Here is a 24,603-nt window from a genome sequence, read left to right as displayed (position 1 = left end):
TCCAGGTCAGGTTGAAGTAAAGCCGAGCACCGGTAAACGGGCCGGACGGCGCAGGATGATGCCGTCGATCCAGGGCACCTGGTCCGCCGGCACCGCCAGGCGCAGGTTGGGAAAGCGTTGCACGAGGATCTGCAACACCGTGGTGATTTCCAGCCGGGCGAGCGCCGCGCCCATGCAGTTGTGCATGCCATAGCCGAACTGCAAATGCCGCGCGCCCTTGCGGTCCAGGCGAATCGCCAGCGGCTCGGGGAATGCCGCCGGATCGCGGTTGGCGGCAAACGCATCGGCGTAGATGATGCTGCCCTCGGGGATCAGCCCCCACGGCCCTTCCAGGTCGACACTGGCCAGGCGCGGAAAGGTCGAGATAGTGCCCAGCGGGATCAGCCGCAGCAGTTCTTCGACGGCCTCCGGAATCAGCGTCGGGTCCTCCACCAATTGCTGCCACAGCTGGGGCGCAGCCAGCAAGGTGTACACCGACTTGGTCAGCACGGTGAGGATGTTCTGGTCGCCGCCGATCAACACACCGAGCAGGATGCCCACCAGTTCCTTGTCGTTGAGCGGCGGTTCGCTGTCGGCACGGCTGGCGACGAAACGCTGGATCAACCCATCGGGATAGGTTGGCCGCGCGCCGGTGACCAGGTCGGTCAGGTAGTTGTAGACGCCCCAGAACTGGTTCAGCAGCTCCGGCACATCCGCGTCCGACGCCACCTGCACGGTATGGCTGAGGGGTCGGTAGTACTCGCGATCGCTCAAGGGAATGCCGAGCAACTGGCAATCCACCGTCGCGGGAATGTGGTCGAGCACCTGGGCAAACAGGTCGGCACCGGGCGCCTGGCGTTGCAGCACGTCCAGGCGTTCGTGGGTGGTTTGCTCGACCTTCTCACGCAGCACCGCCACGCCGCTCGGGCTGAAGTCACGCGCGACCACTTTGCGCAGGCGGCCGTGGTCGGGAATGTCATTGTTGAGCAGCAGTTCGGGCGGCGTAATAGTCGGCAAAAAGCTCGCGCCGTCTTCTTCGTTGCACGGGGCACGAATCGCGCGGTTATCCAACAGCAGCGCCTGCACGTGTTCATATCGAGTCAAGTGAAAGGCCAGGTGGCCGCTGGGCAGCAGGATCCTCGGCAAGCCATTGGCCGGGCTTGCAGGTTGATAAGCCGGCGGCGCATCCAGGTGCGGGATGCGCGCCACGGTCACTTCAGGTGTGGCGGTCACGGCGATATTCATCAGGCAGGCTCCACGGCAGGTTGCAACAGGCTTACACCGGTGACGCGCTGCAGTTGCGCGAGGGCCTGGTGGTTGTCGGTGAAGTGCAGCACTTGCCAGCCCAACGCTGCAGCGGCGTGAATATTTTCCGCCACGTCATCGATCAACAGGCTGTGCTGCGGCGCCACGCCCGAACGTGCGGTGGCCACCTCAAAAAACGCCGTGTCCGGCTTGCGGGTGCGCTCCTGGCTGGAGTCGACGATCAGGTCCACGACCTCATCCAGGCCGACCATCCCGCGCCAATGCAGCGACCACTCGACCACGTTGTTGGTGAGAATACCGACGCGAAAACCGCTACGTTTCAACGCGCGCACGGCGGCCACTAGTGGCGCATTCGCGGGCACCCCGGCGAACCATTGCTCGCCGAAGCCTTGCAGGCGCGCACGCGACAGGTCGATCTGCGGATCGCGGCGACGCAGCGCCTGCTCCAGCCGTGCGCCCCACTCGCGCTCGGTCAGCAAGGCGTTCTCCACCGGTGCGAGCATTGGCACGCCCAACTCGTCCGCCACGTCGCTCATGGCAAGCTGCAACACGCGCGGGGCCAGGCCGGTCTTGACCTGGTACTGATCGAACAATGCCGGGATCGGCGGCGACAGCACGCCGCCGAAATCGAACCAGATAAACTCCGGCGCGCTCATCGCACACCCCCTGCCACCAGGGCCAAGGGCTGGCTGGCAGCCACCGGCAGCAACTCCAGTTCGGCGGTGGCAATCACCACGCCGTCCTGCTCGACATCCAGCGCGAGGGTGATCTGGCCGTGTTCATCACGGGACAAGGAGGCGAGATCTGCACGCACCCGCGTCGGCAGACCGAACTCGCCGAACCGCGTGAACACCACATGGCAGCGCGACAGCAACAGTTGCTCGGGGGCGACCTGCAGTTGCCGGTCAGCCGCCACCAATGCGACCTGGCGAAAGCCTTCGAGCAACAGCATGCCGGGGATATGATCCAGCGGATGGTCGAAGATCGCCGGGTTGTTGAGGTCGACGATCAGCGGCGCGACCAGGCTCTCGGCACCCTGCTCCAGGTCCCGGCCGAGCACCACGTTATTCAACCAGTGGCGCCCCACCGCCGAAGGGCTCAAGGGCGGCGGCAGTTGTGCCAATGGGTCGGCGTCCAACGGAATAGCCGCCAAGCCACGGGCACGCATCTTGTTCCAGGCCGCGCCGCTCATCCAGCGAATGCTCATGCGTTCGTGGCGCGCGGCGACTTCGCCATTGATGCTCAGCGACATGTTGAGGGTGACGCCGCTGCGCTCGCCATGGCGCAGGTATTCATCCACGACATACACATCGATCGACGCTGACGCCGGGCGATCGCCGACCACCAGCAAATGCCGTTCGGTCACCCGAGTGACACTGTCCAGATAAATAAACTTGTCCTGGGCATTCACTTGCAGAAACGCGTGGGAGATATAAATCGACGCCTGCCGGAACACTTCAAGCAATAACAACATGTCGTAGTGCGCGGCACGGTGCGTATGTTCACTGAAGTAACTGTGGGTGCGCGGTAATTGCGCACTGCAGCGAAAGTGTCCGTCCTTGATGCGTTCGGCGCCGGTCAGGAATACTTCGCTGACGGCGGCACGGTGCACCATGCTGCGCGGAACGGTGTTTTCGCAATGCAGGCTCGGCACCGAGCCAAGCGGGTTCAAAACTGATACGTCAGACATGGGCATCTGTCTCCTGATGAGCTTTTCCGTAAGCGTGCAGACCGCCGTACATGTTCACATCGGTGAACTTTGTATGCTGTGCGCGGACAACCCGATCTGGCTGTCAGTACCCTTGTGCGAATACTCCCTTATATTTTCAGTGCGCACTTAGATCAGTTTGATCGAAGCTTATGCGCACAACAAAATCATCTAGACACCCAACTAATCGTTCTAACTTAGTGGTGAAAATCCGCCCGCGAAGTTGCTCAAGGTCGTAAAGAACATCACGACCCGGAGCAGATTTGCATGTTGAAAACAGGATTCACCCTGGCGCCGCTGGCCTGCGCATTGGCCCTCGGCGGGCTGACGCTGCCGACCCTGGCGTTGGCTCAAAACGAGGCGACGTCGGTACAGACGGTGATTGATTTCAATATCCCCGCAGGGCCGCTGGATGAGGTGCTGCTGAGCATCTCCCAGCAAAGCGGCCATCCGATTGCGTTTGACCCGCCGCTGGTAGAAGGCCGCGCCAGCCGCTCGATCCAGGGCCGCTTGAGCCAGGAACAGGCGCTGGGCATTGCCTTGAGTGGCTCCCAATTGGGCTTCAGCCAGACCGCCAGCGGTGCGGTGTTGATCCACCGACTGGCCAGCACCGCCGCCCCCGCTGCCGCCATCAACAGCGAGCCGCAGGCACCGCGACTGAAATCGGTCGAAGTGATCGGCACCCGCCGCAGCGACGTCACTGCCCTGCAAAGCGCGGCGCCGGTGGATGTGATCAGCAGCGAACAGCTGGAACGTGCCGGCACCGATAACCTCGCCAAGGCCCTGGAAACCCTGGTGCCGTCGGTGAACTACCCGCAAGTCAACGGCACCGACGGCGTGTCGTCACAGCGGCCGGTGTCGTTGCGCGGGCTGGCGGCCGACCAGGTGCTGGTGCTGGTCAATGGCAAGCGTCGGCATGCCTCGGCCTTCGTCAACACCAAGGCCACCCTGGGCCGTGGCTCCCAGGCGGTGGACCTGTCGACGATTCCGGTCAGCGCGGTCGACCATATCGAAGTGCTGCGCGACGGCGCCTCGGCGCAGTACGGCTCGGACGCGATTGCCGGGGTGATCAACATCGTGCTCAAGGAGCAGGACCACGGCGGCGCGGTGCAGAGCACTTTTGGCCAGTACACCAAGGGCGATGGCTTTCGTCGCTCGGTAGGCGGCTGGACCGGCTTCACCTTGCCTGGCGACGGTTTCCTGACCCTCAGTGGCGAAGGCCTTCGCAGCGAACGCACCTCCACCGGCGGCACCGATGGTCGGCAGTTCTACCCCTCCGGCGATGCCCGCGAAGCGGATGCCGACCGTCACTGGCGCTACGGTTCCCCGGGCCTTGAGGACTGGAACCTGGCGCTGAACAGCGGCCTGGCACTCAACGACGCAGTCGACCTGTACGGCTTTGCCACCTACCAGGACCGCACCGGTGAATCCCAGGCGACTTTTCGCCGCCCGATTGACCCCAACAACCTGGTGGCCGTGTACCCCAACGGTTTCCTGCCACTGCTGGATGTGCGCTCGCGGGATGCCTCGGTCACCGGCGGCGTGAAGATCCGCGATGAACAGCTCGGCAGCTTCGACCTCAGCGCCAACTACGGGCGCAACCGCATCGACTATCACCTCAGCGATTCGCTGAATGCCAGCCTTGGCCCCGCCAGCCCGACGAGCTTCAACGCCGGGGCGCTGGTGAATGAGCAGACCAACGTCGGCCTTGATCACGTCAAGGAATTCAAGGTCGGCTGGGGCGCCGGCCCCCTGGTGTTTTCCAGTGGCCTGGCCTGGCGCAACGAGTCCTATGAAGTGATCGCCGGCGACCTCGCTTCCTGGACCCACGGCATGGCGCTGCCCGCCCGCGCGGGTGGCGCCCAGGGTTTCCCTGGCACCCAGGACAGCGACGAAGGCCGCTATGCCCGCCACGTGTTCGGCGGCTACCTGGGCCTCGAGCAGCAGGTCACCGAAAAGCTGCAACTGGGCCTGGCCGGACGCAGCGAGCACTACGACGATTTCGGCACCACCACGACCGGCAAGTTTTCCGCGCGTTATGACTTCACCCCGCAGTGGGGCCTGCGCTCGACCCTGAGCAGCGGCTACCGTGCGCCGACCCTCGGGCAGATCGGTACCTCGGCGACCCAGACCGAATTCAAGGCCGGCGACCCGACCGCCTACCAGGTCGGCACCGTCAGCGTGAACACGCCCGTGGCGCGGGCCTTGGGCGCAACTGACCTGAAGCCGGAAAAATCCACCAGCCTGTCCCTCGGCGTGGTCTGGCAACCGATTGAGCGCGCCAGCGTCAGCGTCGATGCGTACCACATCCGCATCAAGGACCGCATCGCCCTGTCGGAAACCCTCAGCGGCACCCAGGTCAGCCAGATTCTCGCCAACCAAGGCTATGGCAATTACTCCGGGGTGAGCTTTTTCACCAATGCGCTGGACACCAAGACCAGCGGCGTCGACGTCGCTGCCCACTATCGCCTGGACCTGGCCGATGCCAGCCAGTTGACCCTCAACGGCGCCTTCAACTACAGCAAGACCCAGGTCACCGACATCAAGGACAACCCCGGCCCCCTGGCCGGCACCGGCATCACCCTGATCAATCGTGAAGCCTTGAGCTACGTGGAAAGCGCCTCGCCCAACAGCAAGCTGATCCTCGGTGCCGACTGGCGCAAGGGGGCCTGGCAGGCGAGCTGGAACACCATTCGCTACGGCACCTACACCCTCGATTCCAACCTCGGCGAAGCCCGCGACCAGACCTTTTCGGCGCAATGGGTGAGCAACGCCAGCGTGTCCTACGACATCAGCCAGGCACTCACCCTGACCCTGGGCGGCAACAATATTTTCGACAGCTACCCGGACAAGATCGACGTCGCCAACCGCTTTGTCGGCGGGCGCGTGGCCTACCAGAGCATCTCGCCGGCTGGTGCCGAAGGCGCCTTCTACTACGTGAAAGCCGACTACCGCTTCTGACCCTCACAAGGAGTTCCCGATGAGCTTTGATCCTGTGCGTTTTACCCAAGTGTTCGAACACGAATTTGCCCTGGCCAAGCAGTTGCTGATCAAGCACCAGGCGCTGTCGAGCAACGAGGCGGGCAACATCAGCCTGCGCATTCCTGGCGAGGAGCGGCTGGTGATCGCCTCGCTCAGCGGCGCCGACAGTGGCGTGGCGGCCATCGTCGATTTCGACCTGCGCCACAGCCAGGGCAGCCTCACCGACAACCTCCAGGAAGTCGCCGCGCTGCATGTGGCGATCTACCGCGAGCGCCCGCAAGTCAATGCGGTGATCCACACCCACTCGCCGTACCTCACCGCCTTCGCCATCGCCGGGCGCCCGCTGCGTGCCCACGCCGCACAGCTGCTGGGGATCCTGGCGGAAGATGAGGAAATCCCGCTGACCGCCTGGGGCCCGCGTTATGCCCCGGAGCCGGTGGTCGCGGCGCTGCGTGAGCATCCCCACGCGCCGGCGGCGTTGCTGGCCAATCATGGGCCGTTTGCCTGGTCGGAGCGTGATGTGCTCGCGGCGACGCGCTTGCTGGTGAACCTTGAAGAAGCCGCCTACCTGACCTTCCTGGCCCAGCAACTCGGCACGCCACAGCCCTTCCCCAGCGGCGCGGCGCAGCGTTCGCGGCTGGGCTGGAGTGCGACATGAGCCGGACGGTCGCCGCCCTCGCGCTCCTGGCAGCGTTCGCCGTGCCCGCCCACGCCGAGCCCCTGCTGGAACGTGCGCAATCGCGCGGCACGCTGAACGTCTGCACCAGTGACGAATTCCCGCCGTTCAAGACCCTGGACGCCCAAGGCAAACCCGCCGGCTTGATCATGGACCTGATCGTCGACCTGCAACAGCAGCTGTCCGCCGAGGTCGGCCAGCCGCTGAAGCTGCAACTGGTGCAGGTCAACCCGTTGAACCGTTTGCTGTTCCTCGACCAGGGGCGTTGCGAAGTGCTGGTCACTTCGTTGCTCGACACCCCGGCGCGCCGGCGTGAAGTGGACTTTGCCAGCCCGGGTTTCTACAGCTCGGCCGCCACGGTATTCGCGCCGAAAAGCACCGCCGTGCCGGACTGGCAAAGCCTGCGCGGCAAAACCCTGTGCGCGCCTGCCACCAGTGTCTGGGTGCGACCCTTTGAAAGCCGCTATGGCGTGCAATTCGCCTCGTTCAACGGCACCGCCGAAGTGCGCAAGGCCGTTGCCGACAGCCGTTGCCTCGGGGCGATGGGTGACGATGCGTTGTACAGCGCCCTGGCGCGCCAGCCGGAATGGGCCGATTACGAAGTCAAGTTGCCAGGCCAGGACCCGGCGCCCTGGGGCATCGCCCTGCGCAAGGGCCAGCCGGCGCTGCTGGCCGCCGTGTCGGGCATCGTCGAAGGCTGGCATGCCCACGGCGTGATCATTGACCTGGAACAGCGTTACGGCCTGGCCCCCAATGCCTGGGTCGCGCAGCAGCATGCACGGGCCAGCCATGAGTGAAATCAATCTGCGCCTATGGCTGGAACAGCATGGGCTGTCGCTGAGCATCCTGTGGGACCCGATGGACCGCCAGCGCTTCCTGCTCGGCCTGGGGCTGACCCTGTTGTTGTCGGTGGCAAGTATCGCGCTGTCGCTGGTCATGGGGATTCTCGGCGCCGCCGGCCTGGGTTCGCGCCGGCCGTTGTGGCGTCACCTGAGTGCGGCGTACATCGCGTTGTTTCGCAATACGCCGCTGTTGGTGCAGCTGTTCTTTTTCTACTTTGGCGTCGGCGCATTGTTGCCGCTGGTGGACGGCGCCAGTGTGCGCCTGCTCAATGGCACGCAGTGGGCAATCATCGTGATTGCCCTGCACAGCGGCGCATTCCAGGCCGAAAACCTGCGCGCCGGCATCGACGCGGTGCCGCGCGCCACCCTCGACGCGGCCGCCGCCCTGGGCCTGCACGGGCGCACGGTGTTGCGCCACATCGTGCTGCCGCTGGCCCTGCGCAACAGCCTGCCGGCGATGGGTAATACGGTGGTGCAAACCATCAAGTCGACCTCGATCGCCTACGCGATTGCGGTGCCGGAACTGCTCTATGCGAGCAACCGGATCTGGTCGGACAACTTCAACGTCGCGGAAATGATGCAGGTACTGCTGCTGGTCTGGCTGCTGTTGATCGGCCTCAGCAGTTGGCTGCTGCGCCGCCTCGAAGACTATCTGCGCCTGCCTGGCCAGGAGCTGCCCGATGCCGCCTGAGTCGAGCCTTTTCCAACTGCTGTGGCAGTGGGCACCGGCCCTGCTGCAAGGCTTCGGCCTGAACATCCTGATGGGCATCACCGCGATGCTGGTGGCGACGCTCGGTGGTGTGGCGCTCGGCAGCCTGCAGGTCAGCGCCCACCCCGGCCTGCGGCGTGGCGCCGGACATCTGAGCCGCTTGCTGCGCAACCTGCCGTGGCTGGTGGTGATGTTCTATGTGGCCTACCTGCTGCCCTATGAAGTGCAGTGGGCCGGGCGTTGGTGGCAACTGCCGGACTGGCTCAAGGTCGCGTTGGGCCTGGCCATGCCTGCCATCGGCTACGTCTCGGAGATCGTGCGCGGCGCCGTGCGTGCAGTGCCGACCGGACAATGGGAAGCCGCCCAGGCCCTGGGCATGCGCCACGGCCAGGCGCTGCGTCACGTGATCATCCCGCAGACACTGCCGAGCCTGGTGGCGCCGTGGATGAACCTGTATTGCGCGGTGACCATGTCCACCTCCCTCGCCAACCTGCTGGGGGTGGAAGAGTTGATGACCACCGTGCAGTCGCACCTCTCGACCCAACTACGCAACGACCTGCTGCTGCCCGCCTACGGCTTGGTGTTCATCGCGTTCTTTATCTACATCTACCCCCTTTCACGCTGGGCCAAGCGGCTGGAACGCGCATGAGCCCCTCCTGGAGTACGCCCCCCTTGCGCGACGATACCCGCCTGACTCACCTGGGCCGCGATCCTGCCAACCACGCCGGCACCGTCAACACCCCGGTGTACCGCAGCTCGACCTTTATCTGGCCCGACACCGGCACTCTCGAAAACCACCTGCAACAGGCCGACGACCCGCACTATCGCGGGCACATCTACGGCCGTAACGGCAACCCCACCACCGCCGCCTTCGAAGACGCCGTGGCACAGTTGGAAGGCGGCTTTCGCGGGCTGATCATGCCCAGCGGGCTGGCGGCGATTGTCGGCGCGGTGCTGGCTGTGGCGCGGGCCGGCGACCATATTCTGGTGACCGACAACTGCTACTGGCATGCCCGCCAGGTGTTTGACCAGGTACTGCCGCGCTACGGCATCCAGGCCACCTATTTCGCGCCGATGCTCGGTGCCGACATCGCCGGTTTGCTGCGCCCCAACACCCGCCTGGTCTACGCCGAAGCACCCGGTTCCAGCACCTTTGAAGTGCAGGACATTCCCGCCCTCGCAGAGGCCGCGCATGCCCATGGCGCGCTGCTGATGCTCGACAATACCTGGGCCACGCCGCTGTTCTTCAAGGCGTTCGAGCACGGCGTGGACATCTCGATCCATGCCGCCACCAAGTACCTGGTAGGCCACAGCGACGCCATGCTCGGCGTGATCGTCACCACCGAAACGCTGTACGCGTCAGTGCGCGAAACCGTGCGCCAGCTCGGCTATATCGCCAGCGCCGACGATGCCTACCTCGGCCTGCGCGGCCTGCGCACCCTGGGTGTACGTCTGCGTCAGCACCAGCGTTCGGCACTGGCGGTCGCGCAGTGGTTGCAGCAGCGCCCCGAAGTCGCCCAGGTGCTACACCCGGCTTTGCCCGAGGCCACCGGGCACGCGTTATTCAAGCGCGACTTTCTCGGCTCCACCGGGCTCTTCGGCGTGGTGCTCAAGCCCGTCTACGCGCCCCAGGCCAAGGCCTTTCTGGAAAGCCTGCAGCTGTTCGCCATGGGTGCCAGCTGGGGCGGTTTCGAAAGCCTGATCCGCCCGCAACAACGCCACCCTTCCGCGCACATCAAACCCGGCGTGTTGCTGCGCCTGCATGTGGGCCTTGAAGCGGTCGAGGACTTGATCGCCGACCTGCAACAAGGCCTGGAACGCCTGAGTGTCACCCCACCTGCCTCGAGGAATCTGTCATGAGCCATAAACTGTCCACCCACTACAGCATTTGCCCGTTGTTGGTCGCGTCGAACATCGCCGTGGAATTCGGCTGGCTGGATGAGGAATACCAACGCGTCGGCGCCGCCGCCATCTATCTGCGTTCACTGCCGGAAAACCTTGGCTGGTTGCCGCACTTCACCCATGGCGAATCGCGGTTGATTCGCGACGGCGGTGCCGTGCCGGCCTTGTGGGCGCGCGCCGACCAGGCCGACACGCTCCTGGTCGCCACCACTGCCACGCAGCGCGCCGGGCAGATCCTGGTGCGCGCCGAGGGTCGCATCCGCCAGGTCGCCGACCTGTTTGGCAAGCGCATCGGGGTGCCGGTCAGCCGCAATAAGGCGCGGGTCGATGTGCTCAAGGCCCTGGCCGAACACGGCTTGTTCAATGCCCTGCAACTGGCGGGGCTGGAACCGTCGCAGGTGCGGCTGATCGAGCTTGAGGACGAAGGTGATCCGCAGACGTTGCAGCCGGCGATCCGGCCTTCGGCGTTCTGGTCGCAACTGCATGGGTTGCATGGCAAGCCTGGGCATGAAGTCCAGGCGCTGGCCGAAGGGCGTGTGGACGCGGTGCATGTGGCCGCCGGGCACGTGCCGGCGCTGTTGGCCAGCGGCGAATTCACGGTGATCGAGGACCTGGAGCGCTACCCGGACTGGACCTTGAAAAACCACAACGGCCCCTACGCCACCACCGTCAATCGCGCGTTTGCCGAAGAACACCCCGAGGTCGTCGTGGCATTCCTGCGCGCTGCAATCCGCGCCGGCCACTGGATCAACCAGCACCGCGATGCCGCCGCCGAGCTGTTCACGCGGGTGACCTTCCTGCCGGATGCCGGGTTTATCCGCCGCGCCATCGCCGATCTGGACTTCGTGCCGCAACTGGCCGCGCAGAACCTCGCCGCCCTGGAGCTGAAAAAGGACTTCCTGGTGCAACGGGGCTTCCTGCAGAACGACTTCAGCGTGCACGAGTGGGCCCAGCCCGAGTTTCTCGCCAAGGCCCACGCCGGTTTTTGACGCCACCTCTTTGCCAAGGACAGACAATGATTGCTCAGTACCGTAAAACCCTGCTCGCCAGCCTGTTGGTGGCCGATTCCAGTTGGGCGGCGCAGGCCGCCAGTTCCACCGAACCGCAACTGAGCAAAGTCGAGGTGGTCGGCGCGCGCGTGACCGAGGCCAGCGCCGCCATCGGCGAAGACAAGATCAGCAATACCCTGACCATTTCACACCAGGCGTTGCTGTCGGCACCGGCCGGTACCTCGGGCCTGAAAATGCTCGAGGCGCTGCCCGGTTTCAATGTGCAGGTCAACGATGCGCTGGGCTTGTATGAGTTCGGCAACTCGGTGTTCGTGCGCGCGTTCAACCTGCAGCAGATCGGTTTTTCCATTGACGGTGTCCCATTGGGGCGCACCGACCAGTTTGGCGGCAGCCCGATCTATCGCTATGTCGACAACGAAAACACCGAGCGGGTCACCGCCTCCACCGGCGCCGGCGATGTCTCGCAATCGGGCTACGCGTCCCTGGGCCCGTATGTGGATTACCAGACCAGCAACCCCACGGTCGAGCCCGGCGCGAGCCTCTCCTACACCCTAGGCAGCGACAGCCTGCGGCGCAGTTTCGTCAAGCTGCAAAGCGGTGAGTACCAGGGCCTGTCGGCGTATTTCAGCCGTTCGAAAATCGACGGCGACCTGTGGCGCGGTCCCGGCACCATTGACCGCGAGCACCTGGAAGCCAAGGTGCGCTACCGCTTCGGTGATCGTGATGAGGTATGGCTGCGCGCGGTGCACAACGCGTTCTACGACTATGACTCGCCGTACGTGAGCATCGCCCAGTACGACGGCAGCGCCAACGACCCGTTCGGCCGCTCGGGCCGTTACTTCGCCTATCTCGGCAGCCTGCCCGACTTGCCCGAGACCGTGCCCGGCGTGCGCTACAGCAACACCAACTACAACCAGTTCTACAAGCAGGCGGTCAACCAGCGGCGCGACACCTTGTACAGCCTCGGCGGCCAGTTCGAGATTCGCCCCGACCTGCTCAACTACACCACGCTGTACTACGAGGCCAAGAAAGGCTTTGGCGTATCCCCCGAGGCCTACGCCACTTCCCTGGCGCTGCACAACGCCGAAGGTAACGTCGATGGCCTGTTCGCACCTCGCGGCGTGCAATACGGGTTGTCGTCCCTCAGCGGCCATCGATTTGGCGGCCGCACCGGCCTGCAATGGGAGGTCGGCCAGCACCAGATCGACACCGGCCTGTGGGCCGAGACCGATGTGTTCAACCGTCAGCAGGCGCGCTACAACCTCACCGACGGCAGCCCGGCCGGTGAGCCGTTGTTCAATGAGCCGGTGCACCTGCAAGGCGATTTCAGCTCCACTCGCGACTCGCTGCAGTACCACCTCAAGGACACCTGGACACTGCTCGATGATCGCCTGCGCCTGCAGTACGGGTTCAAGAGCCTGCACCTGAAATACCGCATCGAGGGCTACCGCAATGCCGGCGACTACATCAACAACCGCCAGCCGCGTATCGCGACCCAGTGGAACGACGCGTTCCTGCCCCAGGCCGGGTTGGTCTACAACCTGACCGACGACACCCAGGTGTTCGCCTCCTACTCGGAAAACATGGCGCTGCCGCGTGGTGCCGACGATATCTTCCGCGCCGCCAGCCCCAGCGCACCACCGCCGGAAGCCGAGCGCGCGAAGAACTATGAAGTCGGCTACCGCATCAATCGCCCAAGCTTCAACGCTGCGTGGGCGCTGTACCGCACCGACTTCGACAACCGCCTGCAAGCCTTCGCCTCGCCGGTCCCCGGCAGCAGCCAGGTCGAAACCTACTACCAGAACGTCGGCAAGGTGCAGGCCTACGGCAGTGAACTGAGCGGACAATGGAAGCTGCCGTACCTGGCTGACAAAGTCGTGCTCAACGGCAACCTGACCTACAACACCTCGACGTTCCAGAACGATGCCGGCGGCCTTTCGATCAAGCACAACGAGGTACCCGACAGCCCGCGCTGGCTGGCCCAGGCCGGCGTGACCTATGAGTTGGCGCCATGGGCAGTGCTGAATTTCTCGGCGCGTTATATCGGCGAGCGCTACAGCAACTTCACCAACAGCGAATCGGTGCCCGGCTACACCCTCTACAACGCCTACCTGGACCTGGGTGGCGAGCGCCTGCATTACGGGCCGCTGAAAAATGTGAAGGTGCGCTTCAACGTCGACAACCTGTTCGACAAGGACTACCTGGGCTACATCCTCACCAGCACCAGCGGCCCCGCGGTCTTCCGCCCCGGCTCGCCGCGCACCTTCCAAAGCACCCTGAGCATGGAGTTCTGAACATGAACAAGCGCCTGCTGCTGCTCGCCTTGCTGCCGTTGTTGGCCAATGCCGACACCGTGGTCAGCCCCGCGACCCTGGCCCTGCACCAACGCCTGCTGGTACTCGACAGCCACCTGGATACCCCCCTGACCCTGACCCGCCCCGGCTGGAACATTCTCGAACGCCATGACTACCGCCAGGATGGCAGCCAGGTCGACTTGCCGCGCATGCGCGAAGGTGGCCTGGACGGTGGTTTCTTCGCGGTGTACACGCCCCAGGGCCCGCGCACCGAGGAAGGCCGTGCGTATGCCAGCGCCTATGGGCTGGCGACCCTGACCCGCATCCGCGATGTGATCGACCGCAATCCCGACAGCTTCGCCCTGGCCCTCACCGCCGACGACGCCCGCCGTATCGCCGCCGAGGGCAAGCGCGTGGTCTTCATCAGCATGGAGAACGCCGACCCGCTCAGCTCCGACCCCGCGTTGCTCAACACCTACTATCGCCAGGGGTTGCGCATGCTCGGCCTGGTGCATTTCATGAACAACGACCTGGCCGACTCCGCTACCGCACTGCCCGAATGGAAAGGCCTGAGCCCCAAGGGCCGCGACCTGGTGCAACGGGCCAACCGCCTGGGCATCCTGCTGGATGTGTCGCATGCCAGTGATGCGGTGTTCGACCAGATGCTCGCGTTGTCCAGCGCGCCGATCATCGCCTCGCACTCCAGCAGCCGCGCGGTCAACCCGCACCCGCGCAACCTCGACGACGCCCGCGTGCGCCAACTGGCGGCAAAAGGTGGCGTGATTCAGGTCAACGCCTACAGCGACTACCTGATCCCGCTGACGCCCAAACCGGAGCGCAACAAAGCCATGGCCGCGCTCGGCGCACGCTTTCACAACCTCGCCGCCCTCAGTCCGAAGCAAATCAAGGACCTTTACCAGGAACGCGACACGATCAACCAGCGCTTTGCCCAGCCCAAGGCCGACCTCGATGTCTTCATGCAGCACCTGCTGCACCTGCTGGAAGTGGCCGGCCCGGATCATGTCGGTATCGGTGCGGACTGGGATGGCGGCGGTGGCGTGAGCGGATTGGAAGACGTCAGCCAATTGCCGGTGGTAACCCAGCGCTTGCTGGATGCCGGGTACAACGAGCAGCAGGTGGCGAATATCTGGAGCGGGAATCTGCTGCGGGTGTTGCAGGCGGCGCAGGCGCGCGCGCAACCCTGAAGGCGCAACGTGCTGGAGCGCTGGCGAGCGCGCTCCAGCCGTTCACTGGCAGGGCTCAATAATGCCTCACCACGCTGTCCTCCAACGCGGCGCGGCCCACCTCGACAAAATTGGAGGCAGAATGCGCATCGGCATAGCCGAATGAAATGCCGAACATCAGCTTCAAGTCCTCACTCACCCCCAACACCTCCCTCACCGTATCGGCATACATCCCTAACAAGGTCTGCGGAATTCCGCCTAGCCCGCGCGCCTGCAACGACAGCAGGAAGGTCTGCGCATACATGCCGATATCGCCGGCCGAACGCACGTGATCGCCGATGTGCGGCATGAACAAGAAGGCCACGTGGGGAGCATCAAAGAACGTCAAGTTGTGGCGCAGGCAGGCCAGGCGCGCGGCGTGGTCATCACGGCCGATATCAATCGCCTCATAGCGGGCGCGACCACTGTCTTGCGCACGTTGGGCGAACACGCCGGTATAGGCGTCGATGTCGAACTCGAAATCGGCGGTGAAGTGCTGGCGGTTGTCGGCGTCGAGCAATGCGGCCGAGAGACGGTCACGGGTATGGCCACTGACGATGTGCACGTGCCACGGCTGCGTGTTGCAGTTGGACGGGCTGTGCTGGGCGTCGAGCAGCACGCGATTGATCTGTTGCTCGGTCAACGGCGTCGATAAAAACTGCCGCGTTACACGACGACTGCGGGCAATGTGCTGGAAGATTTCTGGCGGGTTCATCGGAGGTCTCCTGGAAAAGGTGCTAGCCTATTCGCCACCCTGATCAAGATAAACAGACCACTAATTGACACATTAACAACTGAAAGTGATGAATGATGGATAAATTTCGCGCCATGCACGTCTTCGTCACGGCTACCGATGCCGGCTCCTTCGCGGGCGCCGCCAGCACGCTGGGGTTGTCACCCCAGATGATCGCGCGCTACATCGATCACTTGGAACAGCACCTGCAAGTGCGCTTGTTGAACCGCACGACTCGGCGCCAGCAACTCACCGAGTTCGGTCGCGCCTACTACACGCGCTGCGTGCGCGTGCTGGCGGATGTCGAAGCCGCGGATGCGCTGGCGCTGGAGTCGCATGCCCAACCGATGGGCGCGCTGAAGATCAGCGCGCCGCAGAACTTTGGCGCGCAGAGCCTGATGCCGGTGATCAACCACTTCCTGGCGCAGCATCCGCGCGTCGAGATCGACCTCGACCTGACCGACCGCTACGTCGACCTGATTGCCGAGGGCATAGAGGCGGCATTTCGCATCGGCGATCCCGGCGTAGCCGACAGCACCAGCCTGGTGGTACGGCCATTGCGCCCCTACCAACTGCTGGTATGCGCGTCACCGGCCTACCTGCTGGCACACGGCACCCCCGCACAGCCGAGCGACCTCGCCGACCATGCCTGCCTGGGGTATGTGTTCACCGACCGCGTGATGGATAAGGAGTGGACGTTCACCCGCCACGGCAAAGCCTACCCGGTGCAGGTGGGCAGCCGGTTGCGGGTCAACAGTGCCGACGCGCAGCTCAAGGCGGCGATTGCCGGCTTTGGCGTGGTGATGGCAGCACTCGACCTGTTGGCCCCGGCACTCGCCAGCGGCCAACTGGTGCGGGTGCTGCCCACCTTTGAAGGGCCTTCCAAGCCCATGAGCCTGATTTACCCCGCCGACCGCCAGCGCACCGCCAAGCTGCGGCATTTCATTGATGAAGCGATGGCGGCGTTCGGGCCCTAGAGCATCGGCGAACTGCTGACCACCCGCAGCGCCAGCCCCTCATACGCATCCAGGGTGATGGTGAACTCGCCTTCGGCAGTGAGATCGCCCTCCACCCGCTCGTTGATGATGTCCACCACCATCCCGGCCGCGATGTCGGGCAGGTGCAGGGTTTCGGTGATCGGCGTGGCGCCGAAGTTCAGCGCGGTAATCTGCGTGCCTTTACCCGCCGGTAAGTCGTGGACCATCACCAGCAGGCCTGGATGCTGCACGTCCGGCACCAGGATCTGGCGGCTCGCCGCGATGTCGTAGGCGCGGCGTACGGCGAGGATTTTCTGCAGTTGCGAGGCGAATGACTCAGGGTCCTGCAACTGGCTGTTCAGGCTGCCGTAGAGGCTTTTCGCGCGCGGCATCTGCCCGGCGGACAGTTCGGCCTCAGGGTTCAGTTCTACCAGGTCATAGGCGCCGCGATGAATCCAGCGCGTGTCGCCGTCCTGCATCAGGTGTGCCACCTCATCGGCAGCCAAGGGCAGCGCGCCCACCAGGTCCCAGCCCGACAAGGCAAATACCCCCGGCTGCATGGCGTTGTACATCACCAACAGCAAATGGATCTGGCGAATCTGCTGGATATCCGCCGGGGTAATCGCCTCCAGGTCACGAATGCCCAACGCCGCCGTGATGATGCTGGCGGTGGTACAGGACACCCCATTGGTGACGAACTTGAGGTTGTAGGGCGCATGCTCGCCGGCCAGGCGCTCGTACATCTGCTCGCGGATGTGCTCGCGCAAGATGTTGCCGGGGAAGGTCTGGCCCTGGTAGAGAAAGGTGTCGTGGGCGTGCAGGGTCCAGAAGTGCACCAGCTCGAGAGTCAGTTCATCGTGGTTCTGCAGCGCGTGGATCAGCGAGCCTGGGTCGATGCCCTGGCGATGCATTTCGCGCAGCATCAGGCGCAGGAATTCGGCATCGCCCATCAGCAGCGCATGCTGGTACGCGGGACGGGTGATGAAGTCATAGGACAGGTCGGCGCCGCCATGGGACATCGATGCGATGTCATCTACGGTGAGGTTCAATTCCTGGAAACTGAAGCCGCCCGCCTTGCGAATCGCGCCGCCAAGCAGCTGGTTGCCGGTGATCGACAGCGGATGGCTTTCCGACCAGGCCGTGCCGTCGAGCTTGCGCTCCACCCCGAGGAAGCCGTTGGCATCCAGGCGCAGGATTTTCGCGCCCATCACGTCGATGGCATGCAAGGCATCGCCAATGATCATCTGCTGGGCGGCGAAGGTCGGGTCGAGCCAGTTCAGCGATGGCTGGCCTTCCTTGAAGTAATGCAGGTACACCCAGCGACGCGGCTTGCCATCCACGCCGATCACCACCTGGGTGGCGCTCCAGTCGGTCTCTTTCACGCCCGGCTCGAAGAAGATCACCCGCTGCAGCTGGCCGACGATGTAGTGCTTGTCGCGCAGCGCATCCACCTGCGCAGGGCTGAGGTTCTGCGCATCGCGCCCTTCGGCCACGTCGGGCAGCAACGGCCAGTCTTCCTCGCGGATCTCGACCATGTGGTACAGGCCGGGATAATCCTCGTAGGCCATCTCGGCCAGGCGAAAGTCCGCGCCCTTGCCGGTGTGGGACGGAATCACATCGTCGATGATCACCGCATTGTGCGCTGCGGCCATGCGCGTCAACGCCTGCAACTGCGCCTCGGTGCCCAGCTGCGGGTCGATCTCGAAGCTGATGCGGTCGAAATTGCCGTCGATGGTCGGCGTGTGCGTGCTGCCGGTCAGGCCGCCGGATTTCTTCAGCGGGCCGTTATGAATGCCCTGGATGCCGATTTTCGACAGCGCATGCCACAGGCTCTCGTCCCCCAGCGCCTCCAGCACGGTACCGCCCTCGCGGGTCACGATCGACGCCGGGTAGGCGGTAAACCACACCGACGACAAAGCCGACGCATCACGCGGCCGGGTCTGGGCGTACGGCTGCTGCCACAACCGGCCCTGCCCCGAATAGAGCTTGGCGCGCTGGCGAGCCGCATGCAGCATCGATTGTTCTACCAGCCAGTTCACATGGTTGTTTTCAGCCGCCGTCATAAGTTTGGTACCTGTCGTCGTGAAACATTACTCGTAGACATATGAGGCGTACGCGGGCCATTCGTTGCATTGCGATGTTCGGGGGCTAATCCGGTCCGCCGGTCGCCTGCCGATACTGCCTCGGCGTAAACCCCGTCGACGCCTTGAACTGGCGGGTAAACGCGCTGTGGTCGGTGTAGCCACATTGCAGCGCCACCTCGGTAATCGGCATGTCCGAGTGCAACAGCCGGTGGGCGTGTTCCAGGCGCACTTTCTGGATCATCTGCCGGGGGGTGAGGTGGAACACGCGCTTGCAGTAACGCTCCAGCTGGGCCACGGAAATACCGGCGATCCGCGTCAGTTCACCAAGGGTCACGCGACGGTTGAAGTGCGCGCGGATGTGCTCGTCCACCGCCGCCAGGCGCTGGTAGGCCGGGTGGGTTTCGCTGGCCGATTGCAGGTCGACCGAGAGGCCGGCCAGGCCGATGATTTGGCCCGTGTGGTTGTACAGCGGCCATTTGTGCGTCAGGCACCAGCCCGGTTCGCGGGTGCCATAGAGGTGCAGTTCAAGCTGGTCTTCGAGCACAAACCCTTCTTGCAGCACGCGCCGATCCTGCTCGGTGTAGCCCGGCCCCAACTGCGCGGGGAACACCTCGGCGCTGGTCTTGCCCAGCAGCGGCTGCAGCTGCTTGAGGCCGCAGCGTTGCACCAGGGTGCGGTTGGCGAGGAGGTAACGGGCGTCCATGTCCTTGATGAAGATCGCGGCGTTGGGGATCACATCCAGCATCGGCAGCAACTGGGCGACGCCGGCCAATAGCTGCTCGATGCTGTGCGGGCGGCTGGCCTCGCTCCCTTGGCAAAGGGTCGCAAATGCGCTGTGCAGCATGGTCTCTCTCCCCACTTTCTGACGCGGACGCCGAGCAGATTGCCGCATGCCCGGGGCGCTGTCGAGCGCGGAAAACTGTGCTGAATTCGTCATTCGCGCTTGCGCAAAACATCAATCGGCGCCCTGCCGATGCGTTCACGATAGCGCCACTGCATGCCTATCCAATAACTCACAAGAAGGCGACGCTATGTCAGGTCAAGGCAAGTTCAAGAAGCAACTTTCGTTGATGGACCTCACCTTTATCGGGTTGGGTGCGATCTTTGGTTCCGGCTGGTTGTTCGCGGCCAGCCACGTCTCGGCAATCGCCGGTCCAGCCGGGATTTTCTCCTGGTTGATCGGTGGTTTCGCGGTGCTGCTGCTGGGCATCGTCTACTGCGAACTGGGCGCGGCATTGCCCCGCGCCGGCGGCGTGGTGCGTTACCCGGTGTACTCCCACGGCCCGTTGCTGGGCTACCTGATGGGCTTTATCACGTTGATCGCGTTTTCCAGCCTGGTCGCCATTGAAGTGGTCGCCTCGCGCCAATACGCCGCCGCGTGGTTTCCCGAGCTGACCAAGACCGGCTCCAGTGACCCGACCACCCTCGGCTGGCTGGTGCAATTCGCCCTGCTGTGCCTGTTCTTCGTGCTCAACTACCGCAGCGTGAAGACCTTCGCCATCGCCAACAACCTGGTGAGCGTGTTCAAGTTCATCGTGCCGTTGCTGGTGATCGGCGTGTTGTTCACCTTCTTCAAGCCGGCGAATTTCCAAGTGCACGGCTTTGCACCGTTCGGCCTCTCGGGCATCGAGATGGCGGTGTCGGCAGGCGGGGTGATTTTTGCCTACCTGGGGCTGACGCCGATCATTTCGGTGGCCAGTGAAGTGAAGAACCCGCAACGCACGATTCCGATTGCGCTGATCCTCTCGGTGCTGTTGTCGACCGCCATCTATGTGCTGCTGCAGACCGCGTTTCTCGGCGGCGTACCCACCGAAATGCTCGCCAATGGCTGGGCCGGGATCAGCAAGGAACTGGCGCTGCCGTATCGCGATATCGCCCTCGCGCTGGGTGTGGGTTGGCTGGCCTACCTGGTGGTGGCCGACGCGGTGATTTCGCCCAGCGGCTGCGGCAACATCTACATGAACGCCACGCCGCGCGTGGTGTACGGCTGGGCACAGACCGGCACGTTCTTCAAGATTTTCACGCGCATCGATGAGAAATCCGGCATCCCGCGCCCGGCACTGTGGCTGACCTTTGCCCTGTCAGTGTTCTGGACCCTGCCGTTCCCGTCCTGGGAAGCGCTGATCAACGTGGTGTCCGCCGCGCTGATCCTCAGCTACGCCGTGGCCCCGGTGACCGTCGCCGCGCTGCGTCGCAATGCACCGGGCATGGCGCGGCCGTTCCGGGTCAAGGGCATGGCAGTGCTCGGCCCGCTGTCGTTCATCATCGCCGCACTGATCGTGTACTGGTCGGGCTGGAGCACCGTGTCGTGGCTGCTTGGCCTGCAGATCCTGATGTTCGTGGTGTACCTGCTGTGCGCCCGCTGGGTGCCGACCGCGCACCTGAACCTCAAGCAACAAGTGCGCTCGTCGGCGTGGCTGATCGGTTTCTACGCAGTGACCATCCTGCTGTCCAAACTCGGCAGTTTCGGCGGCATCGGCGTGCTCAGTCATCCGTTCGACACCGTCGTCGTCGCGGTCTGCGCACTCGGCATCTACTACTGGGGCGCCGCCACCGGCGTGCCGGCCCACCTGGTGCGCCTGGAACACGAAGCGGATGAAAGTGAAGCCGTCGATGAGTCCCCATCCCACGCACCGCTGGCCCCGGCTACCCACTGATTGGAGCGTTTTATGAAGCGACTGCATGTGATCGACTCTCACACCGGCGGCGAACCAACGCGCCTGGTGATGAGCGGTTTCCCCACCCTGAGTGGCGCCACCATTGCCGACCAACTGGAGCACCTGCGCAGCGAGCATGACCAATGGCGCCGCGCCTGCATTCTGGAGCCGCGCGGCAACGAGGTGCTGGTCGGTGCGCTGTATTGCGCGCCCGTCACGCCGGGTGCCACCTGCGGGGTAATCTTCTTCAATAACGCCGGCTACCTGGGCATGTGCGGTCACGGCACGATTGGCCTGATCGCGTCCCTGCACCATCTGGGCCGTATCACGCCGGGCGTGCACACCGTGGACACCCCCGTCGGCCCGGTGGCCGCGACGCTGCACGCCGACGGCGCAGTGACCCTGCGCAATGTGCCCGCCTACCGCCATCGCCGCCAGGTCGCCGTGGACGTGCCGGGCCATGGTGTGGTGCTGGGCGATATCGCCTGGGGTGGCAACTGGTTTTTCCTGGTGTCCGAGCATGGCCAACGCCTGCAGATGGACAACGTCGACGCCCTCACCGATTACACCTGGGCGATGCTCAAGGCCCTGGAAACCCAGGGCATCCAGGGTGCGGATGGCGCGCCGATCGACCATATCGAACTGTTCGCCGACGATGCCGAGGCCGACAGCCGCAATTTCGTGATGTGCCCCGGTAAAGCCTACGATCGCTCCCCGTGCGGCACCGGCACCAGCGCCAAGCTGGCGTGCCTGGCCGCAGACGCCAAGCTCGCACCCGGCGAAACCTGGGTACAAGCCAGCATCACCGGCAGCCAATTCGAAGGCCGCTATGAATGGGACGGCGAGCGAGTGCGCCCGTTCATCACCGGCCGCGCCTACATCACCGCCGACAGCACCTTGCTGATCGACGCGCAAGACCCTTTCGCCTGGGGCATTTGAGCCCATCCCTTTTGATTGAACGTGGTTAGGAGTTTACCCAATGAGCGACAACATCTTCACCGGCTGCATCCCTGCCCTGATGACCCCGTGCACCGCCGCGCGCACGCCTGACTTCGACGCCCTGGTTGCCAAGGGCCGCGAGTTGATCGATATCGGCATGAGCGCCGTGGTCTATTGCGGCTCCATGGGTGACTGGCCGCTGCTGACCGAAGCCGAGCGCCAGGAAGGCGTCGCGCGCCTGGTCGCCGCCGGGGTGCCGACCATCGTCGGCACCGGTGCGGTCAACAGCCGTGAGGCCGTGGCCCATGCTGCCCATGCGGCGAAGGTCGGTGCCCATGGCTTGATGGTGATCCCGCGCGTGCTTTCGCGTGGTGCCTCCGCCACCGCACAAAAGGCGCACTTCTCGGCGATCCTCAAGGCCGCGCCCAACTTGCCGGCGGTGATCTACAACAGTCCTTACTACGGCTTCGCCACCCGTGCCGAGCTGTTCTTCGAACTGCGCCGCGAACACCCGAACCTGATCGGCTTCAAGGAGTTCGGCGGCGGTGCCGACTTGCGCTACGCGGCAGAACACATCACCTCCCAGGACGACAGCGTGACCCTGATGGTCGGCGTCGATACCCAGGTGGTGCACGGTTTCGTCAACTGCAACGCCACCGGCGCGATCACCGGCATCGGCAACGCCCTGCCGCGCGAAGTGCTGCACCTGGTGGCGCTGAGCAAGCAAGCGGCCAAGGGCGATGCCAAGGCCCGCCGCCTGGCGCGCGAGCTGGAAGCTGCGCTGGCGGTGCTGTCGTCCTTCGACGAAGGCTGCGACCTGGTGCTGTATTACAAGCACCTGATGGTGCTCAACGGTGACCAGGGCTACGCCTTGCATTTCAACCCGAGCGATGTGCTCAGCGAAGCCCAGCGGCGCTATGCCGAGGCCCAGTACGCGCTGTTCCGCCAGTGGTACGCCGACTGGTCGGCCGAGCAGAACCGCGACTGATGCGTGACGCGCCGCCGTGGTGCTCACGGCGGCCATCCTCTCTTTTTTCCAGGAAAACCCCATGACTCTGACGGGCAAAATGCTGATCGGCCAGCAACTCCTTGGCGGTACGCGCGATGTGATCCGGGCCATCAATCCCGCCACCGACGCGCTCTTGGAGCCGGCCTACGCCGGTGGCAGCGGCGAGCATGTCGAGCAGGCGTGCGCACTGGCGTGGGCCGCCTTTGATCGCTACCGCGAGACTTCATTGGCGCAGCGCGCGCAGTTTCTCGAAACCATTGCCGAGAACATCGAAGCCTTGGGCGATGCGTTGATTGAGCGCGCGGCGGCCGAAACCGGTTTGCCGGTGCCACGGATCCAGGGTGAGCGTGGCCGCACCTGCGCGCAGCTGCGCACCTTTGCACGGACCGTGCGCGCCGGTGAATGGCTGGACGTGCGCGTCGACACCGCGCAGCCGCAACGCCAGCCACTACCGCGTGCGGATTTGCGTCAACGCCACGTGGCGCTGGGCCCGGTGGCGGTGTTTGGCGCGAGCAATTTCCCCCTGGCCTTTTCCGTCGCTGGCGGTGATACCGCATCGGCACTGGCGGCCGGTTGCCCGGTGATCGTCAAGGCCCACGCGGCGCATCCCGGCACCAGCGAGCTGGTCGGCCGCGCGGTGGCCAAGGCGGTCAGCGATTGTGGCTTGCCAGAGGGCGTGTTTTCCCTGCTTTACGGTTCGGGCCGCGAAGTGGGCATCGCACTGGTGACCGATCCGCGCATCAAGGCCGTCGGCTTTACCGGTTCGCGCAGCGGCGGCATCGCGCTGACCCAGGCGGCACAGGCGCGGCCGGAACCGATCCCGGTGTATGCGGAAATGAGTTCGATCAACCCGGTGTACCTGTTTGCAGCGGCGCTCGAAGCACGCAGCGCCGCCCTGGCCCAGGGGTTCGTGGCGTCGCTGACCCAGGGTGCCGGACAGTTCTGCACCAACCCTGGATTAGTGATTGCGGTTCGGGGCCCGGCCCTGGATCGGTTCATCCAACAGTCGGCAGACCTGCTGTCACGCAGCGCAGCACAGACCATGCTCACACCGGGTATTTTCAGTGCCTTCCAAGCCGGTGTCGGTGTCTTGAGCCAGCACGCCAAGGTGGTGGCCCGCGGCGTACCGGGGCAAAGTCCCAACCAGGGCCAGGCGCACCTGTTCGTGACCGAAGCCAGCGCCTTCCTGGCCAACGAACACTTGCAGGCCGAAGTGTTCGGCGCGGCGTCGCTGCTCGTGGCGTGCGCCGACAGTGAAGAAGTGCGCCAGGTGTCCGAACAGCTCGAAGGCCAGCTCACCGCCACGCTTCAGATGGATGAAGCCGACCTGGCAAACGCCAAGGCGCTGCTGCCGGTGCTGGAGCGCAAGGCCGGGCGCCTGCTGGTCAACGGCTGGCCGACCGGCGTGGAAGTGTCTGATGCCATGGTGCATGGCGGGCCATTCCCGGCCACCTCGGATGCCCGCAGCACGTCCGTGGGCACGGCGGCGATCCTGCGTTTCCTGCGGCCGGTGTGCTATCAGGACTTCCCCGACGCCTTGCTGCCGACGGCGCTGCAACAGGGCAACCCGTTGCTGCTGCGCCGCCTGCTCGATGGCCAACGGGAGGCCTGAA

General features: G+C 64.5%; 20 protein-coding genes. 14 read left to right on the top strand and 6 right to left on the bottom strand.

Annotation, left to right across the window (positions count from 1 at the left end; translation table 11 throughout):
• Positions 1–6: 6 nt before the first annotated feature.
• The 3 genes from C9990_RS14795 to C9990_RS14785 are packed head-to-tail and all read right to left on the bottom strand — an operon-like array spanning position 7 to position 2,935.
• Positions 7–1,224 carry a cytochrome P450 gene (locus C9990_RS14795; RefSeq protein WP_106803750.1) on the bottom strand — a complete coding sequence of 406 codons (1,218 nt, stop codon included), beginning with the start codon at positions 1,222–1,224 and terminating at the stop codon, positions 7–9.
• The gene (locus tag C9990_RS14790; protein WP_106803749.1) at positions 1,224–1,901 is read right to left on the bottom strand and encodes an HAD family phosphatase; all 678 of its coding nucleotides are present in this window, start codon (positions 1,899–1,901) and stop codon (positions 1,224–1,226) included. Before C9990_RS14790 ends, C9990_RS14795 begins: the two co-directional genes overlap by 1 nt.
• Positions 1,898–2,935, bottom strand: coding sequence for a ScbA/BarX family gamma-butyrolactone biosynthesis protein (locus C9990_RS14785; protein ID WP_177410334.1), 1,038 nt, complete (start codon positions 2,933–2,935; stop codon positions 1,898–1,900). Before C9990_RS14785 ends, C9990_RS14790 begins: the two co-directional genes overlap by 4 nt.
• 285 nt (positions 2,936–3,220) lie before the next feature.
• Here C9990_RS14785 and C9990_RS14780 point away from each other — a divergent pair, with 285 nt between their 5' ends.
• The 9 genes from C9990_RS14780 to C9990_RS14740 are packed head-to-tail and all read left to right on the top strand — an operon-like array spanning position 3,221 to position 14,573.
• Positions 3,221–5,914, top strand: a complete 2,694-nt coding sequence (locus C9990_RS14780; RefSeq protein ID WP_106803747.1) for a TonB-dependent receptor — start codon at positions 3,221–3,223, stop codon at positions 5,912–5,914.
• A 19-nt stretch (positions 5,915–5,933) separates the two neighbouring features.
• Positions 5,934–6,593, top strand: coding sequence for a class II aldolase/adducin family protein (locus C9990_RS14775; RefSeq protein WP_065908315.1), 660 nt, complete (start codon positions 5,934–5,936; stop codon positions 6,591–6,593).
• A complete protein-coding gene (locus tag C9990_RS14770; RefSeq protein ID WP_106803746.1) occupies positions 6,590–7,408 on the top strand; it encodes a transporter substrate-binding domain-containing protein in 819 nt (272 codons plus the stop codon). The genes C9990_RS14775 and C9990_RS14770 overlap by 4 nt, the downstream gene beginning before the upstream one ends.
• Complete coding sequence (locus C9990_RS14765) at positions 7,401–8,144, top strand: amino acid ABC transporter permease (protein WP_201144629.1); 744 nt, start codon at positions 7,401–7,403, stop codon at positions 8,142–8,144. Before C9990_RS14770 ends, C9990_RS14765 begins: the two co-directional genes overlap by 8 nt.
• Complete coding sequence (locus C9990_RS14760; RefSeq protein WP_065908310.1) at positions 8,134–8,811, top strand: amino acid ABC transporter permease; 678 nt, start codon at positions 8,134–8,136, stop codon at positions 8,809–8,811. The genes C9990_RS14765 and C9990_RS14760 overlap by 11 nt, the downstream gene beginning before the upstream one ends.
• On the top strand, positions 8,808–10,022 hold the full coding sequence (gene metC, locus C9990_RS14755; RefSeq protein WP_177410333.1) for a cystathionine beta-lyase: 1,215 nt from the start codon (positions 8,808–8,810) through the stop codon (positions 10,020–10,022). Before C9990_RS14760 ends, metC begins: the two co-directional genes overlap by 4 nt.
• Entirely contained in the window at positions 10,019–11,053 is a 1,035-nt protein-coding gene (locus C9990_RS14750) for an ABC transporter substrate-binding protein (RefSeq protein ID WP_106803744.1), read from the top strand. Before metC ends, C9990_RS14750 begins: the two co-directional genes overlap by 4 nt.
• A 26-nt stretch (positions 11,054–11,079) precedes the next feature.
• Positions 11,080–13,368 (top strand): TonB-dependent receptor, encoded by a 2,289-nt coding sequence (locus C9990_RS14745; protein WP_106803743.1) that lies wholly within the window; start codon positions 11,080–11,082, stop codon positions 13,366–13,368.
• A 2-nt stretch (positions 13,369–13,370) separates the two neighbouring features.
• Positions 13,371–14,573 carry a dipeptidase gene (locus C9990_RS14740; RefSeq protein WP_106803742.1) on the top strand — a complete coding sequence of 401 codons (1,203 nt, stop codon included), beginning with the start codon at positions 13,371–13,373 and terminating at the stop codon, positions 14,571–14,573.
• Positions 14,574–14,628: 55 nt separating this feature from the next.
• Here the strand turns inward: C9990_RS14740 and C9990_RS14735 are convergent, their stop codons facing one another.
• Positions 14,629–15,306, bottom strand: a complete 678-nt coding sequence (locus C9990_RS14735; protein WP_065908300.1) for a nitroreductase — start codon at positions 15,304–15,306, stop codon at positions 14,629–14,631.
• Positions 15,307–15,401: 95 nt separating this feature from the next.
• Here C9990_RS14735 and C9990_RS14730 point away from each other — a divergent pair, with 95 nt between their 5' ends.
• On the top strand, positions 15,402–16,301 hold the full coding sequence (locus C9990_RS14730; protein WP_106805657.1) for a LysR family transcriptional regulator: 900 nt from the start codon (positions 15,402–15,404) through the stop codon (positions 16,299–16,301).
• On the opposite strand, the gene treS is transcribed toward C9990_RS14730, so the two are convergent.
• Together treS and C9990_RS14720 are read right to left on the bottom strand one after the other, a co-directional pair.
• Positions 16,298–18,364 (bottom strand): maltose alpha-D-glucosyltransferase, encoded by a 2,067-nt coding sequence (gene treS, locus C9990_RS14725; protein WP_065908298.1) that lies wholly within the window; start codon positions 18,362–18,364, stop codon positions 16,298–16,300. The genes C9990_RS14730 and treS overlap by 4 nt on opposite strands.
• An 85-nt stretch (positions 18,365–18,449) precedes the next feature.
• Positions 18,450–19,229 carry an AraC family transcriptional regulator gene (locus C9990_RS14720; protein WP_065908295.1) on the bottom strand — a complete coding sequence of 260 codons (780 nt, stop codon included), beginning with the start codon at positions 19,227–19,229 and terminating at the stop codon, positions 18,450–18,452.
• Between the two features lie 187 nt (positions 19,230–19,416).
• On the opposite strand from C9990_RS14720, the gene C9990_RS14715 reads away from it, so the two are divergent.
• The 4 genes from C9990_RS14715 (at position 19,417) to C9990_RS14700 (ending at position 24,602) form a co-directional block, all read left to right on the top strand.
• A complete protein-coding gene (locus C9990_RS14715) occupies positions 19,417–21,042 on the top strand; it encodes an APC family permease (RefSeq protein WP_065908293.1) in 1,626 nt (541 codons plus the stop codon).
• Between the two features lie 12 nt (positions 21,043–21,054).
• Positions 21,055–21,981, top strand: a complete 927-nt coding sequence (locus tag C9990_RS14710) for a 4-hydroxyproline epimerase (protein ID WP_106803741.1) — start codon at positions 21,055–21,057, stop codon at positions 21,979–21,981.
• Between the two features lie 40 nt (positions 21,982–22,021).
• A complete protein-coding gene (locus tag C9990_RS14705; RefSeq protein ID WP_065908289.1) occupies positions 22,022–22,969 on the top strand; it encodes a dihydrodipicolinate synthase family protein in 948 nt (315 codons plus the stop codon).
• Positions 22,970–23,030: 61 nt separating this feature from the next.
• Complete coding sequence (locus tag C9990_RS14700; protein WP_106803740.1) at positions 23,031–24,602, top strand: aldehyde dehydrogenase (NADP(+)); 1,572 nt, start codon at positions 23,031–23,033, stop codon at positions 24,600–24,602.
• Position 24,603: the final 1 nt, after the last annotated feature.

It is taken from the genome of Pseudomonas sp. S5D5, from assembly GCF_003013355.1.
Taxonomy (GTDB): domain Bacteria; phylum Pseudomonadota; class Gammaproteobacteria; order Pseudomonadales; family Pseudomonadaceae; genus Aquipseudomonas; species Aquipseudomonas aylmerensis.
The sequence above is the reverse complement of the archived record's forward strand: the minus strand, read 5'-3'. Positions and strand labels throughout refer to the sequence as shown.

What these genes read in the sequence shown, in the direction of transcription:
- metC (WP_177410333.1), top strand. Translation starts at nt 8,808, where the DNA reads ATGAGCCCCTCCTGGAGTACGCCCCCCTTGCGCGACGATACCCGCCTG.
- C9990_RS14745 (WP_106803743.1), top strand. Translation starts at nt 11,080, where the DNA reads ATGATTGCTCAGTACCGTAAAACCCTGCTCGCCAGCCTGTTGGTGGCC.
- C9990_RS14700 (WP_106803740.1), top strand. Translation starts at nt 23,031, where the DNA reads ATGACTCTGACGGGCAAAATGCTGATCGGCCAGCAACTCCTTGGCGGT.
- C9990_RS14730 (WP_106805657.1), top strand. Translation starts at nt 15,402, where the DNA reads ATGGATAAATTTCGCGCCATGCACGTCTTCGTCACGGCTACCGATGCC.
- C9990_RS14740 (WP_106803742.1), top strand. Translation starts at nt 13,371, where the DNA reads ATGAACAAGCGCCTGCTGCTGCTCGCCTTGCTGCCGTTGTTGGCCAAT.
- treS (WP_065908298.1), bottom strand. Translation starts at nt 18,364, where the DNA reads ATGACGGCGGCTGAAAACAACCATGTGAACTGGCTGGTAGAACAATCG.
- C9990_RS14785 (WP_177410334.1), bottom strand. Translation starts at nt 2,935, where the DNA reads ATGTCTGACGTATCAGTTTTGAACCCGCTTGGCTCGGTGCCGAGCCTG.
- C9990_RS14795 (WP_106803750.1), bottom strand. Translation starts at nt 1,224, where the DNA reads ATGAATATCGCCGTGACCGCCACACCTGAAGTGACCGTGGCGCGCATC.
- C9990_RS14705 (WP_065908289.1), top strand. Translation starts at nt 22,022, where the DNA reads ATGAGCGACAACATCTTCACCGGCTGCATCCCTGCCCTGATGACCCCG.
- C9990_RS14780 (WP_106803747.1), top strand. Translation starts at nt 3,221, where the DNA reads ATGTTGAAAACAGGATTCACCCTGGCGCCGCTGGCCTGCGCATTGGCC.
- C9990_RS14715 (WP_065908293.1), top strand. Translation starts at nt 19,417, where the DNA reads ATGTCAGGTCAAGGCAAGTTCAAGAAGCAACTTTCGTTGATGGACCTC.
- C9990_RS14710 (WP_106803741.1), top strand. Translation starts at nt 21,055, where the DNA reads ATGAAGCGACTGCATGTGATCGACTCTCACACCGGCGGCGAACCAACG.
- C9990_RS14770 (WP_106803746.1), top strand. Translation starts at nt 6,590, where the DNA reads ATGAGCCGGACGGTCGCCGCCCTCGCGCTCCTGGCAGCGTTCGCCGTG.
- C9990_RS14760 (WP_065908310.1), top strand. Translation starts at nt 8,134, where the DNA reads ATGCCGCCTGAGTCGAGCCTTTTCCAACTGCTGTGGCAGTGGGCACCG.
- C9990_RS14735 (WP_065908300.1), bottom strand. Translation starts at nt 15,306, where the DNA reads ATGAACCCGCCAGAAATCTTCCAGCACATTGCCCGCAGTCGTCGTGTA.
- C9990_RS14720 (WP_065908295.1), bottom strand. Translation starts at nt 19,229, where the DNA reads ATGCTGCACAGCGCATTTGCGACCCTTTGCCAAGGGAGCGAGGCCAGC.
- C9990_RS14765 (WP_201144629.1), top strand. Translation starts at nt 7,401, where the DNA reads ATGAGTGAAATCAATCTGCGCCTATGGCTGGAACAGCATGGGCTGTCG.
- C9990_RS14750 (WP_106803744.1), top strand. Translation starts at nt 10,019, where the DNA reads ATGAGCCATAAACTGTCCACCCACTACAGCATTTGCCCGTTGTTGGTC.
- C9990_RS14775 (WP_065908315.1), top strand. Translation starts at nt 5,934, where the DNA reads ATGAGCTTTGATCCTGTGCGTTTTACCCAAGTGTTCGAACACGAATTT.
- C9990_RS14790 (WP_106803749.1), bottom strand. Translation starts at nt 1,901, where the DNA reads ATGAGCGCGCCGGAGTTTATCTGGTTCGATTTCGGCGGCGTGCTGTCG.